This is a genomic window from Roseovarius sp. MMSF_3281 (assembly GCF_030733685.1).
Lineage (GTDB): Bacteria > Pseudomonadota > Alphaproteobacteria > Rhodobacterales > Rhodobacteraceae > Roseovarius.
The window spans coordinates 96,822-120,540 of record NZ_JASHIM010000012.1 but is presented as its reverse complement, the minus strand read 5'-3'; the positions used below and the strand labels follow the sequence as shown (position 1 = coordinate 120,540).

General features: G+C 61.9%; 20 protein-coding genes. 6 read left to right on the top strand and 14 right to left on the bottom strand.

Features of this window, described 5'->3' with window-relative positions; all coding sequences use genetic code 11:
• Positions 1-96: 96 nt before the first annotated feature.
• The 3 genes from RBB32_RS12810 to RBB32_RS12800 all read right to left on the bottom strand — a co-directional run bounded on the left by RBB32_RS12810 (position 97) and on the right by RBB32_RS12800 (position 2,374).
• On the bottom strand, positions 97-1,764 hold the full coding sequence (locus RBB32_RS12810) for an iron ABC transporter permease (RefSeq protein WP_306153105.1): 1,668 nt from the start codon (positions 1,762-1,764) through the stop codon (positions 97-99).
• Between the two features lie 311 nt (positions 1,765-2,075).
• Positions 2,076-2,240, bottom strand: coding sequence for a hemin uptake protein HemP (hemP, locus tag RBB32_RS12805; RefSeq protein ID WP_306153104.1), 165 nt, complete (start codon positions 2,238-2,240; stop codon positions 2,076-2,078).
• Entirely contained in the window at positions 2,237-2,374 is a 138-nt protein-coding gene (locus RBB32_RS12800) for a hypothetical protein (protein ID WP_306153103.1), read from the bottom strand. The genes hemP and RBB32_RS12800 overlap by 4 nt, the downstream gene beginning before the upstream one ends.
• A gap of 208 nt (positions 2,375-2,582) precedes the next feature.
• Between RBB32_RS12800 and RBB32_RS12795 the strand changes: the two genes are divergently transcribed.
• The 3 genes from RBB32_RS12795 (at position 2,583) to RBB32_RS12785 (ending at position 4,299) form a co-directional block, all read left to right on the top strand.
• The gene (locus RBB32_RS12795; protein WP_306153102.1) at positions 2,583-3,065 is read left to right on the top strand and encodes an NUDIX hydrolase; all 483 of its coding nucleotides are present in this window, start codon (positions 2,583-2,585) and stop codon (positions 3,063-3,065) included.
• A 65-nt stretch (positions 3,066-3,130) separates the two neighbouring features.
• Positions 3,131-3,583 (top strand): DUF1178 family protein, encoded by a 453-nt coding sequence (locus tag RBB32_RS12790; protein WP_306153101.1) that lies wholly within the window; start codon positions 3,131-3,133, stop codon positions 3,581-3,583.
• Positions 3,584-3,654: 71 nt separating this feature from the next.
• Positions 3,655-4,299 (top strand): SDR family NAD(P)-dependent oxidoreductase, encoded by a 645-nt coding sequence (locus RBB32_RS12785; RefSeq protein WP_306153100.1) that lies wholly within the window; start codon positions 3,655-3,657, stop codon positions 4,297-4,299.
• Between the two features lie 310 nt (positions 4,300-4,609).
• Here RBB32_RS12785 and RBB32_RS12780 read toward each other — a convergent pair whose 3' ends face one another.
• Positions 4,610-5,380 (bottom strand): EcsC family protein, encoded by a 771-nt coding sequence (locus tag RBB32_RS12780; protein ID WP_306153099.1) that lies wholly within the window; start codon positions 5,378-5,380, stop codon positions 4,610-4,612.
• Between the two features lie 52 nt (positions 5,381-5,432).
• Positions 5,433-5,918, bottom strand: coding sequence for a GNAT family N-acetyltransferase (locus tag RBB32_RS12775; protein WP_306153098.1), 486 nt, complete (start codon positions 5,916-5,918; stop codon positions 5,433-5,435).
• A gap of 95 nt (positions 5,919-6,013) precedes the next feature.
• Here RBB32_RS12775 and RBB32_RS12770 point away from each other — a divergent pair, with 95 nt between their 5' ends.
• A complete protein-coding gene (locus RBB32_RS12770; protein WP_306153097.1) occupies positions 6,014-6,616 on the top strand; it encodes a flavin reductase family protein in 603 nt (200 codons plus the stop codon).
• A gap of 402 nt (positions 6,617-7,018) precedes the next feature.
• On the opposite strand, the gene RBB32_RS12765 is transcribed toward RBB32_RS12770, so the two are convergent.
• From RBB32_RS12765 to RBB32_RS12745, 5 genes are all read right to left on the bottom strand, one after another.
• On the bottom strand, positions 7,019-8,608 hold the full coding sequence (locus RBB32_RS12765) for a SulP family inorganic anion transporter (RefSeq protein ID WP_306153096.1): 1,590 nt from the start codon (positions 8,606-8,608) through the stop codon (positions 7,019-7,021).
• Between the two features lie 178 nt (positions 8,609-8,786).
• Positions 8,787-9,974: an HlyD family type I secretion periplasmic adaptor subunit gene (locus tag RBB32_RS12760; protein WP_306153095.1), complete on the bottom strand. Its 1,188-nt coding sequence runs from the start codon at positions 9,972-9,974 to the stop codon at positions 8,787-8,789.
• Position 9,975: 1 nt separating this feature from the next.
• Positions 9,976-12,210, bottom strand: a complete 2,235-nt coding sequence (locus RBB32_RS12755; RefSeq protein ID WP_371931056.1) for an ATP-binding cassette domain-containing protein — start codon at positions 12,208-12,210, stop codon at positions 9,976-9,978.
• Entirely contained in the window at positions 12,207-13,514 is a 1,308-nt protein-coding gene (locus tag RBB32_RS12750; RefSeq protein WP_306153094.1) for a TolC family protein, read from the bottom strand. Before RBB32_RS12750 ends, RBB32_RS12755 begins: the two co-directional genes overlap by 4 nt.
• A gap of 74 nt (positions 13,515-13,588) precedes the next feature.
• Entirely contained in the window at positions 13,589-16,786 is a 3,198-nt protein-coding gene (locus RBB32_RS12745) for an Ig-like domain-containing protein (RefSeq protein WP_306153093.1), read from the bottom strand.
• 374 nt (positions 16,787-17,160) lie between these two features.
• Here RBB32_RS12745 and argE point away from each other — a divergent pair, with 374 nt between their 5' ends.
• Positions 17,161-18,324 (top strand): acetylornithine deacetylase, encoded by a 1,164-nt coding sequence (argE, locus tag RBB32_RS12740; RefSeq protein WP_306153092.1) that lies wholly within the window; start codon positions 17,161-17,163, stop codon positions 18,322-18,324.
• Positions 18,325-18,583: 259 nt separating this feature from the next.
• Here the strand turns inward: argE and RBB32_RS12735 are convergent, their stop codons facing one another.
• From RBB32_RS12735 to RBB32_RS12720, 4 genes are all read right to left on the bottom strand, one after another.
• On the bottom strand, positions 18,584-20,146 hold the full coding sequence (locus RBB32_RS12735) for a trimethylamine methyltransferase family protein (RefSeq protein ID WP_306153091.1): 1,563 nt from the start codon (positions 20,144-20,146) through the stop codon (positions 18,584-18,586).
• Between the two features lie 212 nt (positions 20,147-20,358).
• The gene (locus RBB32_RS12730; RefSeq protein ID WP_306153090.1) at positions 20,359-21,261 is read right to left on the bottom strand and encodes a DMT family transporter; all 903 of its coding nucleotides are present in this window, start codon (positions 21,259-21,261) and stop codon (positions 20,359-20,361) included.
• Entirely contained in the window at positions 21,246-21,953 is a 708-nt protein-coding gene (locus RBB32_RS12725) for an HAD family hydrolase (protein WP_306153089.1), read from the bottom strand. Before RBB32_RS12725 ends, RBB32_RS12730 begins: the two co-directional genes overlap by 16 nt.
• Positions 21,950-22,234 (bottom strand): DUF3572 domain-containing protein, encoded by a 285-nt coding sequence (locus tag RBB32_RS12720; protein ID WP_306153088.1) that lies wholly within the window; start codon positions 22,232-22,234, stop codon positions 21,950-21,952. The genes RBB32_RS12725 and RBB32_RS12720 overlap by 4 nt, the downstream gene beginning before the upstream one ends.
• A gap of 87 nt (positions 22,235-22,321) precedes the next feature.
• On the opposite strand from RBB32_RS12720, the gene RBB32_RS12715 reads away from it, so the two are divergent.
• Positions 22,322-23,716, top strand: a complete 1,395-nt coding sequence (locus RBB32_RS12715; RefSeq protein WP_306153087.1) for a diguanylate cyclase domain-containing protein — start codon at positions 22,322-22,324, stop codon at positions 23,714-23,716.
• The last annotated feature ends 3 nt before the right edge of the window (positions 23,717-23,719 follow it).

Here is a 23,719-nt window from a genome sequence, read left to right as displayed (position 1 = left end):
GAGCAATCAGAGCATCCGGATACTTACGAGCTCCCGCCCGCAAACATACTTACACGTCAGCGACAGACTGGATATTTACCAAAAGAAGAAGGGCGGTCAGCCCGCGTGGATCGCCCTGCCGATCTTGGCGCTGCGCCGTCCGGTGCTGTTGTCACGCCCCAGGGTGCGGCACAACAGGGCCACCGGGATGAGGCCGAAGCCCACCAGCACCAGCGAGGGCACCGCCGCCTGTGCCAGCCGCTCGTCCGAGGCGAGCCTGTGCGCCTGCACCGCCAGCGTCTGGAAGTTGAAGGGATGCAGGATCAGGGTGGCGGGCAGTTCCTTCATCACGTCGACAAAGACGATCAGGAGGGCGGTCAGCACGCTGGTCCTGGCCACCGGCAGGTGCACCCGCCACAGAAGGCTTGGCCCCGGCTGGCCCAGCGACCGGCCAATCGCGTCGTAATGCGCCGGGACGGTCGCCATGCCGCTGTCATAGGCATTGAGCGCGGCGGCCATGAAGCGCGCCATATAGGCCACCACCATCAGCCAGATCGACCCGGTGATCAAAAGCCCCGTGTCGATCCCGAAGGTGGCCTCCATGATATCGTCAATCAGGTTGTCCAGCGCCGCCATCGGCACCATCAACCCCACCGCGATCACGCCGCCCGGCACCGCATAGCCAAGCCCCGCGGCGATCACCATGCCCTTGGAACGCCGCCCCGGGTTGGTGCGCGCCCGGAAACCGATCAGCACCGCGCCCACCATGGTCAGCACCGCCGCCACCGCCGCCACGGTGACCGAGTTTTGCATGAACCCCAGGTAGCGGGCCGACAACAGGCTTTGCCCCGAGCCGAAGGCCATGACCCCCAGCATCACCACCGGGATCACAAAGCCCAAGAGCACCGGCAGCAGGCAGATCACCATCGCCAGCCACCCCTTGGCGCCGCTCAGCCGGGGTTTTTCCATGGTCTCGAACCGCGCACCGCGCCCGGCGGTGCGCGCGCTGCCCCGCTGGGCGCGCTCCAACCCCGCCAGCAGCAGCGCGAAACTGAGCAGGCACAGGGAAAGCTGTGCCGCGGCCCCCCGATCCCCCATGGAAAACCACGCCTGATAGATGCCCGTGGCAAAGGTCTGCACGTTGAAGAACGCCACCGTGCCATAATCGGCGATGGTCTCCATCACCGCCAAAAGCGCGCCACCGGCAATCGCCGGCCGCGCCATGGGCAGGGCCACCCGCCAGAACGCCCGAATGGGCGAGCGCCCCAGCGTCCGCGCCACCAGGAAGGCGTTCGAGGATTGCTGTTTGAACGAGGCCCGCGCCAACAAGTAAACGTAAGGATAAAGCACGATGGTCAGCATCAGGGCCGCACCGCCAAGGCTGCGGATTTCGGGAAACCAGTAGTCGCGCGGCCCCCATCCCGTCACCTCGCGCAACAGTGTCTGCACCGGGCCGGGATGATCCAGCAGATGGGTATAGGCATAGGCCAGAACATAGGCCGGAAAGGCCAAGGGCAGCGCCAGCGCCACCTCCAACAGCCGCACACCGGGAAAGCGGTACACCGTGACCAACCACGCGGTGATACTGCCCACCACGGCGGTTGAGACCCCCACGATCGCCACCAAGGCCAAGGTCGCCCCCACATAACGCGGCAGGACCGGGCCAAGCACATCGGTCCATGTCTGCCAGTCCCCCGTAAGCGCGGCCAAGCCCGCCGTCACGATGGGCGCGACGCAAAGGATCACCACGATCCAGGCCAAGCGATGTAAAAGACGTTCAGACATGAAAAGGCGCCACCGACAGGGATTTCCCTGCCATGGCTGCCACAAAAGCCCCGGGCATTCCAGCCATTCCCGACAAAAACTCTACGGCATAACGGCGCAGGGGCCATGCCGCGGGTTGGCGCGGCTCTCGATGCCTTGATCAATCCAGAGCCGCCGCCCCGGGGGCGCGCAGGGCCACCGCAAGCAGGGCTTGGACCCCAAGGTCACGCCCCGCACCTTGGCCAATGCGCGGGACTCATCCCTGCCCTATCCGTAAGATATACAGAAAGACCCTCGGCCGGCCCGCCCAGGGCCATCGCCACGCCATGCAATCACTTTGTCAGGATCAACTTGCCCGCCCGCGTGATCCGAAGGGTGTAAAGCTTGCCATCCAGAACGATGGTCGCGGTCGACCCACCCATGGTCAGGCTGCGTGCGTCATGACACTTGGGATCGGGGCGCAGTTCGGGTTCGGCTTTGCTTTGGGCCCGGATCATCGCCGCGTCTCCATCCGGTCAAGGAATTTTTCAAGCCACACCTCGCCGGGCCAGTGCCCGGCCATGGCCTCCTGCAAGATATCCTCGCGCAAGGCTGGAATCCCTAGGGTGGGCGAATGGGTCTGCTGTTTCATCGGCTCTCTCCCGTTGCTGTCGCAGGCTGCGCCGGGCTTACCGTTGGGTTTGGCTAGGCAATTGCCCATTTCATGACTCTTTCAGTCAGATTTGTCAATTCCGATTCTTTTAGTCGGTTAATTTTCCGCGATAATTCTGGCGCCGATATACGATATCTAGTACAATTGGCCCGTATCCGAGCAGCGAAGCGCAAGGGAAAGGCCCGGCATGACGCTTCATACGATTAAACAGTTGCCTATCTCTTTGCGTACACAACATAAAAGTGACGTGCGCACGCAATTTGCCGCGCTTTGCTATCGGATGAGCAAAGGCAAACCCGAGATTCTCCTGATCACCAGCCGCGCCTCGCGGCGCTGGATCATTCCCAAGGGCTGGCCGATGGATGGCAAGACCCCTGCCCAAAGCGCGATGACCGAAGCCTGGGAAGAGGCTGGCGTGATCGGCAAACCCGTTGATATCTGCCTCGGGCTCTATTCCTATCGCAAGATCATGGGGGCGAAACAATTCCTGCCCTGCGTGGCGCTTGTCTATCCGGTCAAGGTCAAATCCCTGGCCACGGATTTTCCCGAGGCGGGGCAGCGCAAACGCAAATGGATGCGGCCGAAAAAGGCCGCCGACCGGGTGTCGGAACCCGAACTGGCGCAAATCCTGCGCAACTTCGACCCCCGCCTCTTGGGGCGCAAACGCTGAACCCTGTGCTTGATCTGGGGCGATAAAGGCATAATTATCGACCAACGTGTTTTCCGGGATGACAGATGATTCACTTCACTTTGAAATGTGACAAGGATCACCGCTTCGACAGTTGGTTCCAATCCTCCGAGGCCTTCGACAAACTGCAGGCGGCGGGCATGGTGTCCTGCACTGAATGCGGCTCAACCCAAGTGGAAAAGGCCATGATGGCCCCGCGCGTACAGGCCAGCCGCAAGAACGCCACGTCGCCCGACGACCGGGGCAGGGCCACCCCCGGCCCGCTAAGCACCCCGGCCACCGCCGCCGAACAGGCCATGGCCGAGCTGCGCCGCAAGGTCGAGGAAAATGCCGATTACGTGGGCATGAATTTCGTCAGCGAGGCCCGCGATATCCATGATGGCCTTTCCCCTGAACGTGCGATTTACGGCGAGGCCAAGCCCGAAGAGGCCCGCAAACTGATCGAAGACGGCGTGCCGGTGGCCCCCCTGCCCTTCGTACCGGGCCGCAAGTCCAACTGATCCACGGTTGACAATCCTGTGCCGCTGGGGCCGCATGGCGGCATCCCTGTCAGGCGGAAAGGATCAGGCCCATGCATATCGTCATCACCGGCGCGAACCGTGGCATCGGACGCGAACTATTCGACCGGTACACCGCCGCGGGGCATGACGTGACAGGCACCTCCCGCCAAGGCGGCGAATTCGCCACGCTGGATGTCACCAACCCAGACAGTCACGCGGCGCTGGCCCGCGCGCTTGATGGCAAGCCGATTGATCTGTTGATCTGCAATGCCGGGGTCTACCTCGACAAGGGCGAAAACCTGGCCGATGGCTTCCCCGCCCAGATGTGGGCCGAAACCTTTGCCGCCAATGTCACCGGCGTGTTCCTGACGGTGCAATCGCTTCTGCCCAACCTGCAGATGGAAAACGGCGCGCGGGTGGCGATCATCTCAAGCCAGATGGCCAGCCACACCCGCGCCCCGGGCGGCAGCTATATCTACCGCTCGTCCAAGGCCGCCGCGCTGAACCTCGGGCGCAACCTTGCCGCGGATCTGGCCCCCTTGGGAATCGCGGTGGGAACCTATCACCCCGGCTGGGTCAAAACCGACATGGGCGGCGACGCGGCGGCGATCACGGTCGAAGAATCCGCCGTCGGCCTGATCGACCGCTTCGACGACCTCAGCCTTGAAACCACCGGTTGCTTCAAAACCTACGACGGCGAAGATCACCCCTATTAGAGCGTATCCAGTTTACGTTGAATCAAAGTGCATCACCAATGTCCCGAGAAGGCCGTAGGCCTGACAGGGTATTGGTGAGACAACAATAACTGGAAACGCTTTGATCCGCGTCTGACCGCCAAGCATTTTCGAAAATGCTTGGCCCTGCACCCTTTGCAAAGGGCGCGCAAAGGGGTTTCGAAACCCCTTATCAAGCGTTTTCGAAAACGCTTGACCGGCCAAGGATCGTACGACTCGTACGGTCGGGCCTGCGCGGCCCGTGATTTTCGTACGAAACGCGGCGGGTCATCGTACGACTCGTACGAAAATCTCAGGCCCGTTTGACCGGCGAACGGATCACCAAGGCGCGGAACTCCTCGACCAATTCGGCGTGATCCCGATCGGCATCAATCGCCAATCGCCGCAGCCCGAAATGCACCTGCGCCATCTTCTGGTAATAGCTGGTATAAGCATAATTCGTGGCCGCCCCGGCGGCGGCGCCCAGGATCGGAACAGTCTGCGCCGCCAGCTTTTGGCCCAACACCGTGGCCAGCCGGGGCGCCACCCGCGCGATCACCGCCTGCACGCTGGCGCCGGTCACCGCCACCCGCGTGCTCAGAAAGGCCAGATCGGCCCCATCGTCATGATCCAACGGCCCGGCAGCGGCGAAAACCTGCAGGCAATCATGCCTAACCCCTTGTTCCTGCGCCGAGAATCCATTCTCGACGGCGACGTCCTGTATCGCGCGCAACAACACCGTCGTGGTCACCGGAAGCTCTGCCATGGCGCTTGGCAACCCGCCAAAGCCGCCCGCCGCCCCCATCGCGGTGGTGACCGCCCGCGTCATCCAGCCGGGGCTTTCGCCCACCACGTCGCGCGACCGATGCGCCGCCTCCATGGCGATTCTCAACGCGTTTTCAGTGCCTTCGCCCAAACGCCCGCGCACCTGCGGCGGCAATCGGTCCAGCAGGTTTTCGGCCTGCCCACCGATCAGGTTGAGCACCTGAATACCCGCGTTCGACGCCCCGGAATGGACCTGCGCCAAGGCGCGCAAGCGGCGTTCCACCTCGTCACTATCTATTTGTTTTTCAATGATTTCCACGGAAGCCCCCGGCGCTGTCACCCCTTATAGATCAGGGCATGCGCGCCGGATTTCAAGCGGCACGTTCCACAAGCCCTGAAAGACCCGCCCAAGCGCCGGGTTGCAACTCCAGCCCCAGAACCCGCTCGGGGTTGGTGGGGGGTGGCATCTGCACGCCCTCCAGCTTGGTAAATCCGAACCGCCCGTAATAGGGCGCATCCCCCACCAGCAGCACCCGCTGCCAGCCGCTGTCTTTCGCCAGATGCAGGCTTTCGCGGATAAGACCCCCGCCAAGCCCTTCGCCCTGCCGCGTGGGGTGGACCGCCACCGGCCCCAAAAGCAGCACCCGTGCATCGCCCACCCGCACCGGCCAAAACCGGATCGCGCCCGCCAAAATACCGTCCGGATCGCGCGCCACCATGCTCAGCCCGGCAACGGGCGGCACGTCATCGCGCAACCGGTACGACGATAGCGCCTCGCGCCCCGGCGCGAAGCAGAGGTCGTAAAGCGCCTCGACCTCCCACCAATCCTCGTCTGTTTCTGGCCGTAACTCGAACACGGGGGTACCTGCGAAGCCCTTGTGAATTAAACTGGAATTGCGCCTAGCACGGCGTTACCTCTGGCAAAAGACGGAAAAAACAGGAAGCATACGCAATGTTCTATACCCCCGATCAGGGCCACGGGCTGCCCCATAACCCCTTCAACGCCATCGTCGCCCCCCGCCCCATCGGCTGGATTTCCTCGCGCGGGGCGGATGGGCAGGACAACCTCGCGCCCTATTCGTTTTTCAACGCGGTGGCTTATGTTCCGCCTCAGGTGATGTTCTCCTCCACCTCGGCCAAGCCCGACCGGGACGACACCAAGGACAGCGTCGCCAATATCCGCGACACCGGCGTGTTCTGTGTCAATATTCTTGGCGAAGATCTGCGCGACGCCATGAACCGCACCTCGGGCGCGTGGGATCGCGAGGTGGATGAATTCATCGACGCGGACCTTGAGAAGGCAGACTGCGAAACCATCGCCTGTTCCCGCGTGGCCGCGGCCCCCGCCGCGCTGGAGTGCAAACTGACCCAGATCGTCACCCTGCCGGGCAAGGCGAATTTCGTGGTGTTTGGCGAGGTGACGGGCATCCATATGCGTGACGATTGCCTGCGTGACGGGCTGTTCGATCCCGCCGCCTACAGGCCACTGGCGCGGATGGGTTACCAGGATTACACGGTGGTGCGCGAGACCTTCTCGCTCAAACGTCCGGGATGAGCACCCGATGTCTTGAAAGAGACCTCTGCCCCCTTTGGAGCATTGAAAAGCGGGCTGCGCCTGCTTGGATAAAGCGTTCCGCCTTTAACCTGATGCATCAGCGAAAGGCGGAACGCGTGCAACGATTGAGCGGAGCACTGCGTTTCGCGAAAATCTGTGATTCAGGTTTTTCGCGAAACGCTTTAGGCGCTTGCGCGGCACGAAGCAATTTGCGCGTGTCTCGGTAAAATTCATACGATTCAATGTTTTGCAACGTTGATTGCGCCTGCCGAGGGGGCAGGCCCAGCCCGGTGTATCCGCCGGGCTGGGCGGATGGAAAAACGCGTGTCGCAGCCTCCGGAAAGCAATCGGGCCGAAATCTTCGAAAGAGTCCGGCCCAAGCATTTTTTTGCGCATTGCGCCTTAGTGACCGCCACCCAGAATGCCGGTCTTGACGCTGTAATCCGCCGCGACGGCATAATCGGGGTCGTCGTCACTATCGACCACCAGATGCCCCGCCTTGGTCAGCAGCTTGTGACAATCGCGCGTCAGGTGCCGCAGTTGAAGCCGCTTGCCCGCCGCCTCGTACTTCGCGGCCATCGCCTCGATCGCCTGCAGCGCGGATTGGTCCACGACCCGGCTGTCGGCGAAATCGACCACCACGGTTTCAGGGTCGTTCTTGGGGTCGAACATCTCGTTGAAGCCTTCGGCAGAGCCAAAGAAAAGCGGCCCCTGCACGCGGTACACCTTGGTGCCATTGTCCTGCATATCGGTCACCGCGTGAATACGCTTGGCATTGTTCCACGAATAGGCCAGCGCCGACACGATCACCCCCACGACCACGGCAATCGCAAGGTCGTATTTCACTGTCACGACCGTTACCAGCACGATCACCATGGCATCGGTCAACGGCACCTTGCGCAGGATGGTGAGAGAGTTCCAAGCAAATGTCCCGATCACCACCATGAACATCACACCCACCAGCGCGGCCAGCGGGATCAATTCGATCACCGGCGCGGCAAACAGGATAAAGATCAGAAGGAACAGCGCCGCCGCAACCCCCGCAAGGCGCATCCGCCCACCGGATTTCACGTTGATGATCGACTGCCCGATCATCGCACAACCGCCCATGCCGCCGAAGAACCCGGTCACGGTATTGGCGATGCCCTGCGCGATACATTCCTGGCTCGCGCCGCCGCGTTCGCCGGTCATCTCACCCACGAGGTTCAGGGTCAGCAGGCTTTCGATCAGGCCAATGGCGGCAAGGATCACCGCATAGGGCAGGATGATCTCGAAGGTCTCAAGCGTCAAAGGCACGGTGGGGATATGGAAACTGGGCAATCCCCCCTGGATCGAGGCCAGGTCGCCCACCCGCGGCACATCCAGACCAAGGGCAATCACCAGCCCGGCGACAACCGCAATCCCCGCCAGCGGCGCGGGGATAATCCGGGTGATCTTGGGCATGATCCAGGTGATCGCCATGGTCAGCGCCACAAGGCCCAGCATGGTCCACATCGCCATGCCCGAAAGCCACTCACCGCCGCTCATGCCATGGCCGGTGTTCTCCATGGTGCCGGGCACCTTGAATTGCCCCAGTTGGGCCAGGAAAATCACGATCGCCAGACCGTTCACGAAACCCAGCATCACGGGGTGCGGTACCAGCCGGATGAACTTGCCCCAGCGCATGACACCAGCGATGATCTGCAAGGCCCCCATCAGAACCACCGTGGCAAAGAGGTATTCCACCCCGTGCTGCGCCACGAGCGAAACCATGACAACCGCCAAGGCCCCCGTCGCCCCCGAGATCATCCCGGGCCGCCCGCCGATAAGCGCGGTGATCAGGCCAACCAGAAAGGCCGCGTAAAGCCCCACCAACGGGTGAACCCCGGCGACAAAGGCAAAGGCCACCGCCTCGGGCACCAAGGCCAGGGCAACCGTAAGACCCGATAAAAGTTCAATGCGCACACGGGCGAGCGTCAGCCCCTCACGTGGCATAAGGCGAAGATCGGGCATACCAAGGCGATTGGCAAACCCGGAAAGGAGTGCATGTTTCAAAGCGCGATCCTGTCAGCGTATCGTTTGCGGCGTCAAACACCCGCTTTACAGCGGCCAACACCGGTTGGGAACCGCCCCTAAAGGATATCTGAATTGCGCTCAAGCCATGGAATGCTGCACCTGCAAAACTGTGGCTTTACGGTTCGCGGAAGGCCTCTTGGCTTTTGTACAGCGGCTTGAGCAGATATTGCAGCACCGTCTTTTCGCCGGTGTGCAGCTCCACCTGCGCCTGCATGCCCGGGCGAATCTCGATACGTTCCTGCCGCGGCGTCAAGTTGTCGGTATCCACCCGAAGCGTCACCTTGTAATGCGGGTTACCATCCGGGTCGCGGGCCTTTTCATCCTCGAAGGTATCGGCCGAGATCAAATCCACCACCCCCTTGAGCGATCCGAATATCGTGTAATCATAGGCCGTTAGCTTGATGGTCGCCTCTTGACCCTTGCGGATGTTGGCAATGTTTTCCGGGGCCACCTTGGCCTCGACGAACAATTCCTCGTCCAACGGAATGATCTCAAGAATCTGCTCGCCGGGGCGCACCACGCCGCCGATTGTCGTGACGTTGAGGTTATTGACGATCCCGCGCATCGGGCTTTCCAGCACGGTGCGGTTCAACTGGTCCTGACTGGATTTCAGGTTCTGCTTGAGCGTGCCCAATTCCTTCAAGGTCTCGGAATATTCCTTGGCGCGCTCCAACTCGGTCTGGGTGACGATCTCGTCATAGCGGGTCTTGGCATCGGCATAGGCGCCGCGCGCGCGGGTCACCTCGATCAAGGCCACGATCTTTTTCTTCAGCAGGTTTTCCAACAGGCGCATTTCCTCGCCCGCCTGCTCCATCACCTGTTTCGCGCCTTCGCTGCGCTTGACGAAATCCTCCTGCCGCGCCTTCAGAAGGGCCTTTTCCGAGGCCACCATCTCGGGGCTGCGCAGGGCCATGTCATCGGGCACGGTAAAATCATACTGCCCGGCCAATTCGGCCTCCAACCGCAAGCGCCGAATTTCAAACGCCGTGATCTGATCGCGCAGATCCTCGACCGAGGATTTGAATTGCGTGCCATGCAACCGGGCCAGCACATCGCCGCGCTGCACGATGTCACCTTCCTGCACCATCAATTCCGACAAGATACCGCCCTCAAGGTTCTGAATGATCTGCGGGCGCGAGGATGAAATGAACGATCCTTCGGCGCGCACGATCTCATCCACCCATGCGAAGGCCGCCCAAAGGATGAACAGCCAGACCGTGATCGCGCACAGCCATATGGTCAGGCTGGGGCCGCGTAGCCGCTCGTTCAACTGCACGGCAAGGTTCGTGCTGCTTGCGCTCATCTCAGGCACCTCCCTTGCCGCCTTGGGCCAGATGCGCCAGCACCTGATCGCGCGGCCCATCGACGGCCAGACGCCCGTTTTGCAAGATCATCGTCCGGTCGGTCAGTTGCAGGATCGGCACCCGGTGCGTGGCAATCACCGCCGTCCGCCCCTGCAGCCAGCTTTCCAAGCGGCTGACCAAGGTTTTCTCAAGCGTCTGATCAAGCGCTGCGGTCGGTTCATCCAGCAGGCACACCTTGGGGTCTTGCAGCCACAGCCGCGCCCAACCGATGGATTGCCGCTGTCCTTGGCTCAATCCCTGCCCGCCATCGCGAATTTCAAGGTCCAGCCCCTTGGGATGGCTTTTCACGAATTGGCCCAGCCCGGCGAAATCCAAGGCCTGCAACAGCCGGTCGTCGTTGCGTTCCAAAAGCGTCAGATTCAGGTTCTCGCGCAGGGTTCCGGTAAACAGGCGCACGTCTTGGCCCAGATAACCGATCAAGCGGCGTAAATCGCGCGGCTCGATCTGATGCATATCCGCGCCATCCAACAACACCCGCCCCTTGGCCGGGGAATAAAGCCCCGACAGCAGCTTGAGGAAGGTGGATTTACCCGATCCATTGGCCCCCAGAATGGCCAGCTTCTGCCCCGGTTTCAGCGACAGCGCGGCAATGTCCAGAACCGGCGCCGTCCCTTCGTCATAACCAAATTGCACCTCGCGCAGTTCGAACCCGCCGTTAATGCTTTCGCGGCGCATATACGTCCGGCCCTCGGCGCTGTCCTGTTCGGCATTGGCAATCGTGTCCAAGCCGTTGAGCGCCGATTTCACGTTGCTCCATCGCGCCATGGTGCCAGAAAGCTGGGTCAGCGGGGCAAGGGTGCGGCTGGTCAGGATGCTGACCGCGATGATCGACCCCACGGTAAATTCACCGGCGAACACCAGATAGGTGCCGGTGATGATCGCGGTGATATAGGTCGCCTGCTGAACCGCCTGGCTCCAGAACGTGAGGGTCGAGGCCAGCTTGCGCTGATCGCTGGATTTCACGGCCTGAAGCGTGGTCAGTTCCATCCACAGGCGGCGAAACCGATCCTCGGCCCGCTGGGTCTTGAGGGTATCCAACTCGAAAATCGCCTCGTGCAACAGGCGCGAGGATTTGGCGCTTGCCCCCTGCATTTCCTGGGTCAGGCGGATCATCTTCTTTTGCAGGAAGAACCCCGGCAGCACCATCAGGATACCGCCCAGAACCAGCACCCAAACCACGTTCCCGGCGATCGAGGCCACCAGCAACAGGAATATGAAGATAAAAGGCACATCGGCCAGCGTGCCGATGGCCGAGGCGGTGAAAAATTCCCGGACCGAGCCGAACTCGCGCATGGAACTGAACAACTGACTGGGCGCGCGCCCCGCCTGTTCCGAACGCATGCCAAGCACCCGGTTCATCAACAGGCCCTGCACGTTCAATTCAATCTGCCGCCCGGCCCCGTCCATCAGGCGCGACCGCGCGATTTTCAAAAATGCCTCCATCATCAGGGCCAAACCGGCCCCGGCGGCCAGCACCCAAAGCGTGGCTTCCGATTGATGCGGGATTACCCGGTCATAGACCTGCAAGGCAAACAAGGCCACGGCCACTGCCAAAAGGTTCGCCACGAAAGAGCCAAGAACGATCTCGCCGATCTGTCGCCGAAAGCCCGCGAACTGCCCCCAGAACCAATGCGACGGGGCGGCTTCCTCGGTATGGGCCTTGGAAATCGTCTGAATCGGTGCCTCGGCCTGCACCAGGATGCCGGTAAAATAGGGTTCGAACTCGGCCAGTGGCACATAGGCCCGGTTGTCGGTGCAGGTGGTGTCGTAGATCACCACCTCTTGGCCCTGCTGCGCCAGCACCAGAACGAATTGCCCGCTGGTCATCTGCGCCAGGGCGGGCCAGTGATGCGCCATGCAATGCGCCACGCTTCCCACCTCGGTCAGCAGCCCAACGGCGGCCAGCCCTTCGGCCAGCGCCTCGGGCTGTGGCTGATCGTCGGTGCGTTCGCTCGCCATCATCGCTTCGAGGATATCGCGCGCCATCACCTCCTGGCCCAGAACGGCGGCATAGGTCGCCCCCAGTTCCGCCCGCGCCACCGCCCGCTCACCAAAACGGGATTGCAAAGGCGCTTGCGCCGGGACCTCGGCCACCGGCGCATTTGGGTCATTCACCGGGCGCAGCTTTGGCCCGGTGCCAGAGGTGACTGTCAAGGCGACGGGGGATTTCGTCAAATGCTGCTCCCATCCGCCAAAAGGCCCCGCTCGCGGGCGAGTTCCAATCGCGTGCGGGCCAAGTCGTACTTAAGGTCCAATTGCGCCGCCTGCCGCGCGGCGAAGGTCTCGTAAACGCCGACCACATCCATGACCTGCCGCTGGCCGGCATCATACTGCCGTTGGAACAGGTCCAGATTGGCCTTGGCCTGTTGCGCCAAGGCCCCGGCCTCACTCACCTGCCGCGATAGCGCGCTCAGGCGCGTTTCCAAGCGGCGCAGACGGCGGTTGGCGTCTTCCTCAGCCTGCCCCACACGGCGGTTCGCGGCCTCGCGTGCCACGTCCAGCGCCTTCATGCTGTCCACCGTGCCAAGGCCCAGCAATTGATCGGATTTCACGTTCACGCCGATACCGCTTCCGCCATCGCCCAGCGTGCCACCGGCGGTCACCCCCGGCAAAAGGCCCGCGCGCTCCATCTTGGCGCTGGCGATCTCGCGGTCTTTCTCGGCCTCGGCCTGCAAAACCGAAAGCGGCTTGGCAACGATGCCCGAAACGGCCAGATCTCCCAGGCCCGACACCTCGTTCAAAGGCCGTGCCGACATGGCGTTCAACTCGGCCAGCGCGGTGGCCTCTTCTTCCTGCTTGGCCGACAGGGTGGATTGAATCTCGGCCAGTTTCTGACGCAGCACGTTGAGGTCCGACATATCCGACACGCCGCCCTTGACGCGCTCGTTCATCACCCATTCGAAATGCTTCATATCCTTGAGCGTCGCATGCTCAAGCGTGATCCGCTCCCGCGCCTTGGCGGCGTCCAGATAAAGGGTCAGGGCCGTCAAAACCCTTTCGTTGGTGTCTTCGGCCAGCGTCACCGCGGCGGCCTCCACATCGGCCTTGGCAAAGGCGCGCTCGGCCTTCTTGCGGCCATTGTCGAATAACACCTGTTCAACAACCAATTGCGCCACGATATCGCTCAGGCTGGTCAGGCTGATGTTCGGCCCGATCCGCGGTAGCCAGTTCTTCGAAGCCGCCTTCGCGCGCAACCGCGCGCTGCGCAATTCGGCCTCGGCCGGGCGGCTGTAAGCCTCCAGCACGGGCGCCACCACCTGCGCATAGGCACTGCCCGGGGGCAGCACGCTGCGCCGGGCCTGCAAATCGGAAATGATCGCTGACTCGGCGGCCTCTTTTTCGGCCGCGGTCATCTTCGGCGCGGGGTCTTTCGACATAAAGCGCGACACCTCGCCGCCGCCCGTCGACATACAGCCCGCCAAACCAAGCAGGGCCATCAACCCAATCGCCCGGACACCCATTCCGTACCTCTGCCCCATGACCGCCCCTTGACCGGTAGCTTGTCTTTTAAAACCGGCGCGCACCTCGTTGGATGCGCGCCGCACTCGCCTTGTCAGGTGACGATCTCGATATCTTCGTCGACCACGAGGGTGGCATCGTCGCCAAGGCTGTAGATGTCATAGCCTGCGGGTTCATCCGCGCCGCCATCCACCTTGTTCGCGCCGGTGATGGTCACCGTGTCATCGGCCCCGCCTTCCACGATCAGCGTATCGGTATTATCCGACAGCGCCAGAAGCTGCTCTTCGGTGATGGTCATTTCCGACTGGTCGCCAAAGCGCAGATCGACGGTTTCGATCTGGAAGTCGTTCAGGTTGCCGTTCGACAGGTCCACCACCGTCGTCGTGACTTCGTCCAGCACCACGTAGGTGCTCGAAGCGTTGCCCGCGTCATCGGTGTTGGTCACGATCAACTGCGATCCATCGGGGATCGACGTGGCCTGCCCCGCGTCATTGAGGAAGAAGTGATCAGTTTCCCCGGTAAAGGTGCTGACATCGTCATGGATCGACAATTCGTTGATACCGCCACCCTCGACCTGATGGATGGTCACATCTTCCTCATTGGTCATGGTGGTCACGTAACGATACCCGCCGCCCTCGCGGAAATACCCCACGATATCGGGTTGATCGGGGGCGACCATATCAAAGGTCACGCTGCCCTGCGTCGTGTCGACGTTGCCGTAGATATCCGTCGCCTGAACGGTGAACTGCGCCGCGTCCTCGGCGGCGGGAATATCGCCGTGCGGCACGATCAAGGACCAATTGCCGCTGGCATCCGCCGTGGCGGTGTAGCTCTGGTTGAAAAGTGACACCGCGATGGCCGAACCCGGCTCGGCGGTGCCGGTCAGTTCCATACCGTCGCGTGCCGCGTCCAAACCGACAACCCCGTTGACTGTCTCGGGGGAGCCTTCGGTGCCCAGATTATCGACAACCGTGTCAATCAAAACGCGGCTTGGGATGGTATCAAGGTTACCGACCCCGTCTTCCACCTCGACAACCATGTCCACTTCGCCCTGATGGCCGTCCATGGCACCGGGTTCGAAACGGGCAACCCATTCGCCGGTTTCCTCGTCCACCTCGGCCTGACGGCGCACCCCGTCGATTACGACCCAGACGGTCGATCCGGTTTCAACGGTCCCGGTGATCTCGAAACCGCCGTCGGCCTTGTCCTGGTTGATGACGCTCAGGCCCTCGGCCGTTGTCGGCATCCCCTCGGGGGTTTCAACGGTCAGGTTCTCGACGATGGTGTCGATATCAACCGTCTGGTCCACCGAATAGGAGTTGCCATAGACATCGCCCACCGTGGCCGTCACCTGCGCGTCATAATCGCCCGAAGGCAATTCGGCCTTGGTGAAGGTGCTTGTCCACTGCCCACTGCCGTTGGCGGTGACGGTATGCACCACGCCGTTGAAATTCACTTCGACCTGCGCATTCGGGTTGGCGGTGCCGGTCACCTCGATGCCCGCGTCATAGGCATCGAAGTTGATCACGCCGTTATCGCCGATCCCGTTCATGGTCAGGCTGCCCGGGTCGGTATCCACCCGCACGCTCTGGCTGAGTTGCTGCACGTTGTTGGCCGCATCCGTGGCGGTGATGATCACATCGCTGGAATAATCGCCACCGGGGACTTGCGCACCGCTGAAACTGGCGGTCCAGGCGCCTGTCTCGGGGTCCACGTCGGCCCAGACCGTACTGCCCTCGAACTCCAGCTTCACGGTCGAACCCGGCTCGACCGTACCGGTCAGGGTAAAGCCATCTGCGACCTCGCTGGCGCTGATGACATTGTCGTCGCCGCCGATATCGGCCTCGTGGCTGAAGTTCTGCACCACAAGGTCAATCTCGACCGTGTTGCTTGTGGTCGTGGTGTTGCCCGCTTCATCCGTGGTCGTCGCCGTCACGGTCGCCTCGAATTGCTGGCTTGGTAAATCGGCGGGGTCAAATGTGGCCTGCCAATTGCCGTCGCCATCCGCGGTAACCTCTTGCGAGGTGCCGCCGACGTCGACGATCACGGTTGCGCCCGGTTCGGTCGTGCCGGTGATGACAACGCCGCCCTCGGATTGCACCGCCTCCGCATTGATCAGGCTGTTGGAACTGCTCGACCCTGTCGTAATTTCAAGAGCGTTATAAACCGTGTCGATGGAAACCGTTTCGGTGATCGTGCTGGAATTGCCCAGACTGTCGGTCGACACCACGGTCATCTCGGTCTCGTAATCGCCTTCCGGCAAATCTGCGGGGTCGAAGGTGACGCTCCAGGTGCCATCCTCGCTCACCGTGACGGTTTCGGTATGCTCTTCGATGGTGACCGAAACGCTCGATCCGGCCTCGCCAGTGCCGGAAATATCGACACCGTCCTGAAAATCGTCATCGTTGACGATGCCGGTCGTCGATAGCGTCCCTTCCTCGACCGATGTTTCGGGCGGGGTGGTGTCGATGGAAACCGACGGGCCATCAAGCTCGGTTTCGGTGCCATCGGGCTCGGTCACCGTCACGTCGACGGCATAGTCGCCATCGTCGGGAAAATTTTCGCCTTCAAAGGTCACGTCCCATTCGCCGTTTTCATCGGCGGTGGTGGTCTGCGACTCATCCCCAATCGTGACGGTCACTTCGGAATCCGGCTCGGCCTCTCCGGTGATGGTGATCGACTTGTCGTCTTCGGTGGTGTCATCACCGCCAACCACAATCGGCGCGTCCTCGTTGACCTTCGGCTCGATGCGCGTGGGCCCGCCATCTCCGTCGTCAGAAGCCACAACCGAAGCCGCCGCAACACCGGCGGCCCCAAGACCCAGGGCACTCATCAGGCCGGAACCGCCCAACAGGCCGGCCCCCAGCATCGAGACCTCTTCCTCGCCCGAGACCGCCGGGGCAACCTCGCTCCCGTCAAGGAAGATCAGGTCGTCCGACGGGCTCCACTTGCCCCATGTTTCGGTGGGGCCGTACTGGGCATAAATCGACCCTTCGCTACCCTCGATCAGGGTCACCTCGTTCAGGTAACCATCGGCACTGATGAACAACCGGCTTTCCGCCGTGCCATCCTCACCGAAATACCCCTCAAGGACAACAACCCGACCATCGGCCAGATTGATCACCAGATTGCTGCCATCGCGATCAAAATTCGCGATGTCGATCTGCCGAAGATTCAGAGAAATTTCCTGTCCGTTACCCGCCGGAATGACACTGACGTCATTGCCTTCAGAAACCGAACCACGCTGCGAAACACCCGCATTTGTGCGGGCGACATAATCAATCGCCTTCATAACACTACCACTCTACCTCAGATAACGGCATCTTTTCGTGCCGTCTTGTTTTTTTCTGCCAAATAAATACCGCTTTTCAGACACCCTCGCTACATATTTTTTCGATCCCCGCGACCCAAAGGGGATAGCCACGCGAAATTCGCGCACGGCGTGCAAAAAGCGCGCAAGTAGCGAATTTTCTGAGTCTTTTGTGCAACACGGCTTTTTTGCCGACCCTCGGCCCACCATCGAAAAACGACCTTGGATGTCGGTTTCAAACAGCCACTTGAACCTGAAACCAGGTTGTAACGCGACAAAACCGACTTCGCGCTTGACGGGGCGCACACGACTCCACAAGGTCGCCTAAACCCCAAAATTCAAAGGACGATTGCGCCGTGACGACACAGCTCTCCGATACCGTTGCCCTTCTGGGGGAACTGATCGCATTTCCAACCATTTCCGAGCTCAGCAATCTCGACATGATTGCCTACCTGGCCCACCAACTTGAGAGCGCGGGCGCCGCTGTCGATATCTTCCACGACGAGATCGGCCACAAGGCCAACCTTTTCGCCACCATCGGGCCCGAGAACGATGGCGGCATTGTTCTTTCCGGCCATTCCGACGTGGTGCCCGTCGCCGAACAGGATTGGGCCAGCTACCCTTTCGAGATGATCGAACACGAGGGCCGCCTTTACGGGCGCGGCGCCTGCGACATGAAAGGCTTTATCGCCGCGGCCACCTCCATGGCCCCCTATTTCGCCGAACACGTCCGCGACCGCCCCGTTCACTTCGCCTTCACCTATGACGAGGAAGTCGGCTGTTTCGGCGCACAGGCCCTTGTCGACAGCCTCAAGCAAAAGGGCATCCGCCCCGGCGTCGCCATCATCGGCGAACCCACGTCGATGCGGATCATCGAAGGGCACAAGGGCTGCTATGAATATACCACGCATTTTTGCGGCATGGCGGGTCATGGCTCGGCCCCGGATCGCGGGGTGAACGCGGTGGAATATGCCTCGCGCTACGTCAATCGCCTGCTGGATCTCAAGGATGCCCTGCGCGCCCGCGCCCCCTCGGGCAGCCGCTTTGACCCGCCATGGACCACGATCAACACCGGCAGCCTCAAGGGCGGCGTGGCCCATAACGTCATTGCCTCCAACGCCTCGATCGAATGGGAAATGCGGCCCGTACAGGCCTCGGATGCGCAATTCGTCAAGGACGACCTGCGCCAGTATTGCGAAACCGTGCTACTGCCCACGATGCGCACCATCTGCCCCGAGGCCGAGATCACCACCGAGGTGATCGGCGAAGTCGAAGGCCTGGAACCCGCCGAATTGAACGAGGCCAAGGACATCATGATGGAGCTCACCGGCTCGAATGCCGCCGACGTGGTCCCCTTCGGCACCGAGGCGGGGATTTTCCAAAGCTACGGCATGTCGGCGGTGGTCTGTGGCCCCGGCTCCATCGACCAGGCGCATAAACCCGACGAATTTGTCTCGCTCGACCAGTTGCAGCAATGCATCGACATGCTGGGCCGGTTGGGAAAGAAACTGGCAAGTTAAAGCGTTTCGCGAAAAACCTGAGTAACAGATTTTCGCGAAACGCAGTGCTCCGCTCAATCATTGCACGCGTTCCGCCTTTCGCCGATGTCTCGGGTTAAAGGCGGTACGCTTTAGGGTCGGTTGCCCCTTTGGGGCGACGGGGCGGCGTCATGCCGAAGCAGTCTTTTTGCCCGACCGCAACTGACATCGGCTTAGAGATCCAAGGCAACATTTTATCACCGTCCTGCCCGGGTTCACCCCGCGCCGCTCCCGCTTCGGATCAGAAATCCGTCGGCGCGCCGCCCTCTGCCTTGCGCCGCTCCACGAAACCGGCCAGTTCCTCGCGGATCGCTTCCTCCATCGGTGGGGCCTCAAAGTTGGCGAGGATATCGTGATAGGTCTGATGCGCGCGCTCGGCGGTCCACGTGCCGCCCGCCGCTTGCCATGCCTCGAAGTTGCGCCAATCGCTCAGGAAGGGTTGGTAGAAGGCCGTGGTATAGCGGTCTTGCGTGTGCTGGATGCCAAAGAAATGCCCCTGGTCGCCCACCTCGCGGATCGCCTCGATGGCGATGTCGTCGGGCGTGGTGGCTGTTAGCATCGGGTCCATATACCGTTGAATATGCTGCAAAATCTCGCAATCCATTACGAATTTTTCCGGGCTGGCAATCAGCCCGCCCTCCAGCCATCCAGCGGCGTGATAGACCATGTTGGCCCGCGCCTGCACCGCCGACCACAGGCTGTTCGAGGTTTCCCACATCGCCTGCCCGTCCGGCACATTGGCCGCGCAAACGCCACTGGCCCGCATCGGCAGCTTGTAAAAGCGCGCCAACTGTCCGGTCATTTGCGTGGCGCGCATGTATTCCGGCGTACCGAAAGCCGGCGCGCCCGATTTCATATCGACGTTGCTGGTAAAGGTGCCGATGGCACAACACACCCCGGGCCGGATCACCTGCGCCAAGACCACGGCACAAAGCCCCTCGGCCAGCGATTGCGCCACGGCCCCGGCCATCGTGACCGGCGCCATGGCCCCGGCAAGCGTGAAGGGCGTCACCACAAGCCCTTGGTTTCGCCGGGCAATTCGCATCCACCCATCCAACATCGGATAGTCATGCTTGAGCGGCGAGGTAGAGTTGATATTGGTGAACATATGCGGTTTGGATTCGAATTCCTCGTCCGTCAAACCACCCGCGATGCGCACCATTTCCATCACGTCCTCGACCCGCTCCTTGCCAAGGCAATAGGCATGCGAAACCTTGTCGGTCAGGGTCAGCTTATCATAAAGCACATCCAGATGCCGCACGCTGGCATGGATGTCCTGCGGCTCCACCGGGTAGCCGCCGATGAAATGGATACAGTTGAAATACTGGCTTAATTTCAAAAGGTTCTGGCACATCTCGCGGGTACCCGTCACCTTTCGGCCCGTGGTCAGATCCCAATAGCTGGGCGGGGAAGAGACATTGCCGAAATTCAGATGCGGCCCGCCCATGGTGATCTCGCGCGCGGGATTGCGCGGGGTGATGGTCCATTGTTCGGGCGCCTTGCCGATCATCTCCATGACGAAATCGCGCCCCATCCGCACGTTCTCGCCATCAATCGTGCAGCCCCCCGAGCCGCGCAAAATCTCAACCGCTTCGGGGTTCAGAAACTCGATCCCGATCTCTTCGAGAATGCGCATGGCCCCATCGTGAATGGCCGCCACGCCCTCGTCGGTCAAAGGTTCGACGGGGCGGTCGATGTTGATGGGCGGGCTCCACGGCATCTGGTCGATCACTGCCGTGCCGCGCCGTTCGGCATTGCCCGCGCGGCCCCCGCCGCGCCGCCTGCGTTTCGCCTCTGCTGCCATGGACTCCAAGCCTCCTGATGCGTTCTTCCTCTAGGAAACACTGGATTCGCCAAATGGTTTGCCACTTTGCGACGGATCGTGTCGTTTTTGAAATCGGCTAAAGCGTTCCGCCTTTCACCTGATGCATCAGCGAAAGGCGGAACGCGTGCAACGATTGAGTGGAGCACTGCGTTTCGCGACAATCTGTGATCCAGGTTTTTTCGCGAAACGCTTTAGTTGGCGACTGCGCCACGGCGGCGCCGACCCGTCCAAAGAATGTAGATCGCAAGGCTTCCCACCACGATGAAGCCTCCAAGGATCATCATCATCGTTGGCGCCTCGCCCACACCCAGCCAGACCCAAAGCGGGCCAAGCACGGTTTCCAGCAACATCAAGAGGCTGACGTTCGACGCATGGGTATAGCGCGAGGCCAGCGACAACAGGAAAAACGACACCGGCAGAACCACGATCCCCGTCGTGGCCATGGCCCAGACATGGCCGTCGCCCATCCGCTCGCCCCCTGTCACCGCAAGGCCGAAACCACCCGCCAACAGGGCCCCCGCACCGATCACCAGCATGATGGGCAATTGAGGAGCCGACCGAATGACAACGAAATTCAGCGCCAGAACGAAAGCCACCCCAAGGCCAAGGCCCGCGCCCGCCAAGGCCGCAAGGTTTAGCTCAACCCCCTCGCCCTCGCCGCCCAGAACGGCGATGCCGATCCCCGTCATCACCGCCGCAATGGTGATCCAAGTGGCCAGTCGCGTTGCCTCGCCCAGCATAAGCCGCGCCAAAAGCGCGGCCCAGACCGGCACAGTGGCCAGACCGAACAGGACGACCGCCACCGGGGCCATCGCGATCCCAAGGCAAAACAGCAGGGAATTGAAGAACTGGCAGATCACGATCAAGGCCCCCGCCCGGGTGAAAAGCTGGCGGAATTCACCGCCCCTGTCCCGGCTCAGAATGGCCCAAAGCCCAATCATGACGGCCCCCATCAACAGGCCACGCCATGCTGTCATCTGAAAGCCGTCCATCTGCGACAGGCGCATGAAAAGGGAATCGGGCGTCAGAACCAGCGTACCGATCCCGGCCAATGCCAAGCCGTAAAGCGGATGCGCCCTCACGCGCCCAACCATGCGGGAATATGGCCGATATCGGGCAACACCGCATCGGCCAGTGGGGCAAGTTCAGCCTCGCCCGCCATGCCCGTCAGCACGGCAAGCGTCTGCATCCCGGCCCTGCGCCCCGCGATCAGGTCATGGGCGCTGTCGCCCACCATGACGCATCGTTCCGGCGCAAGTTGCACATGCTTGGCAAAGGCCAAAAGCGGCCCCGGTGCGGGCTTTGCCCCATGGCCGGTATCAAATCCGCAAATGAAGTCGAACTGCGCCGCGATGCCCGCGCTTTCCAGATGGCTGCGCGCGCCGTATTCACTATCGTTGGTCATCACGCCCAAGGCCAGCCCGCGCGCCGCCAGATCAGCAAGATAGGGGGCCAGCGGCACCGCCGGAGCAAGCGGCGCATTGGCCGAGGTGACCATCAGGAAATGTTCGATCTCATCGGTGCTGCGCCCCGGCAGGGCACTGGCCACACATTCCGCGGCCTCGCGGTTGGTGCCCGCGATCACCGGGCTTGTCGGCCGGAACGACGAGACATCCAGATCAAAGTCGATCGCATCGGCGATCCGCGCCATCACCTGTGCCTCGCCGTCTGCCAGATCGCGGATCGTATCTGCGGCCCAGACGTTCCAGGTGGCATGGAAATCGAACAGCGTGCCGTCCTTGTCGAACAGGATGCCGTCAACTTTTCTTGCCGCGCTGTTCATCATGTCCAGTTCACCTGCTCACCGCCCGGCAAGGCCGCCCGCGCCTGTTGCGGAAGCTGCGGATCAAAGCCCTGCGCCTCGCTGCAGGCGATGACCCAGGCATCGTCCATCAACAGGAAATCAAGAACGGAGCCAAGGAAAACAGGGTCTTGCGCCTGTTCGCGCAGCTCGGCCTCGGACACTCCCGTGGCCCCCATGAAAACCGGCAGCAACTCCTCGTTTCCGGCCAGCCAGGCCAGACATTGCAGTGCCACTGTCTCGGCGGAATCTCGCGTGATGTTCAAGAGTGTTACGCTCCCGGAAAGGATTTCTTAACCAATGCCATGGATAGTCGACAGAGGTAAAAGAGCAAGTCGGAAAGGCATGTGCGTATGCCACGGAACGTTTTGATTGTCGACGAACTCGCCACCAACAGGATTGTCCTCAAGGTCAAACTGTCTGGCGCGCGGTATGGCGTTTTGCAGGCCGCCTCCCTGTCCGAGGCGCGCAAGCTTATTGCCCGGGACGCGCCCGATCTCATACTGGCCTCGGCGGATCTTGCCGGGCGCAGTTCGGCCCGGATCGTTCAAGCCCTGCGCGGCCCCGCATCTGCGCCAGAGCCGCCCATCGTGCTTGTTTTTTCCCAAGACGACCCCGACGGTCGGCTTGACGCGCTGCGCGCCGGTGCCAATGACGTGATGACGAAACCACTGGACGACAGTCATTTCCTTGCCCGCCTGCGCAGCCTGCTGCGACAGCACCATTCCGATCAGGCACTCGGCATGCATGCCGACACGGCGGTCGCCTTGGGCTTTGGCGAAAGACCTGCCGCCTTCCATGGGCCGGGGCGTATCGCCATCGTCGCACAACCTGCCACCGCCGCGATGCAATTGCGGGCCGATCTTATGCATCGCACAGGCCACGAAATGGCCATTCTTACCTTTGACGCGCCCGAGGCTTTATCCGATCTCGTGCCCCCGCCCGACGTGGTCGTGCTGCGGATCGGGGCCGCCGACCGTGAACTTGGCCTGCGTTTCATGGCCGATCTCAGGGCCGATGCAACCACACAGAATTGCCGCATCCTCGCGGTGCTCTGCCCCGAGGTCCGCGCCATGGCCGGGACCGTTCTCGACATGGGGGCGCATGACATCATCTGTGGCACAGCCGACACCCGTGAACTGGCCCTGCGGTTGCAAAACCAGATGCGGCACAAACGCGACGAGGACAACCAACGCGCCAAGCTGAAGACCGGTCTGCAAGCGGCCGTCACAGACCCGCTGACCGGCCTTTACAATCGCCGCTACGCGATGACCCATCTGTCCCGTACGCTGGCCCAGGCTGCAACATCCGGTCAGCCGATTGCCGTGATGGTGGCCGATCTCGATCACTTCAAGCAGATCAACGACAGGTTTGGCCACGCCGCGGGCGATGCGGTTTTACGACGGGTGGCCGATATCATGCGCAACACCCTGCGCGACGACGACCTTGTCGCGCGCATCGGAGGCGAGGAATTCCTGATCGCCCTGCCCGATACCCCGCGCGACCGCGCCAAGCGCGTTGCCGGGCGGCTGTGCCACTGCGTTCGCGAAACCCCATTCGTCCTGGACGGACATGGCGCGCCGGTGCATGTCACCCTCAGCATCGGGGTCGCGCAGGTCGAGGCAACATCGCTTCAGGCAGGTGCTGATGCCGAAACCCTGATCGCAAGGGCCGACCGCGCCCTTTACGGGGCCAAGGCGGGCGGGCGCGACACGGTGTCGTTCTGCGCCACCCGGCCCGCCGCCTGATCG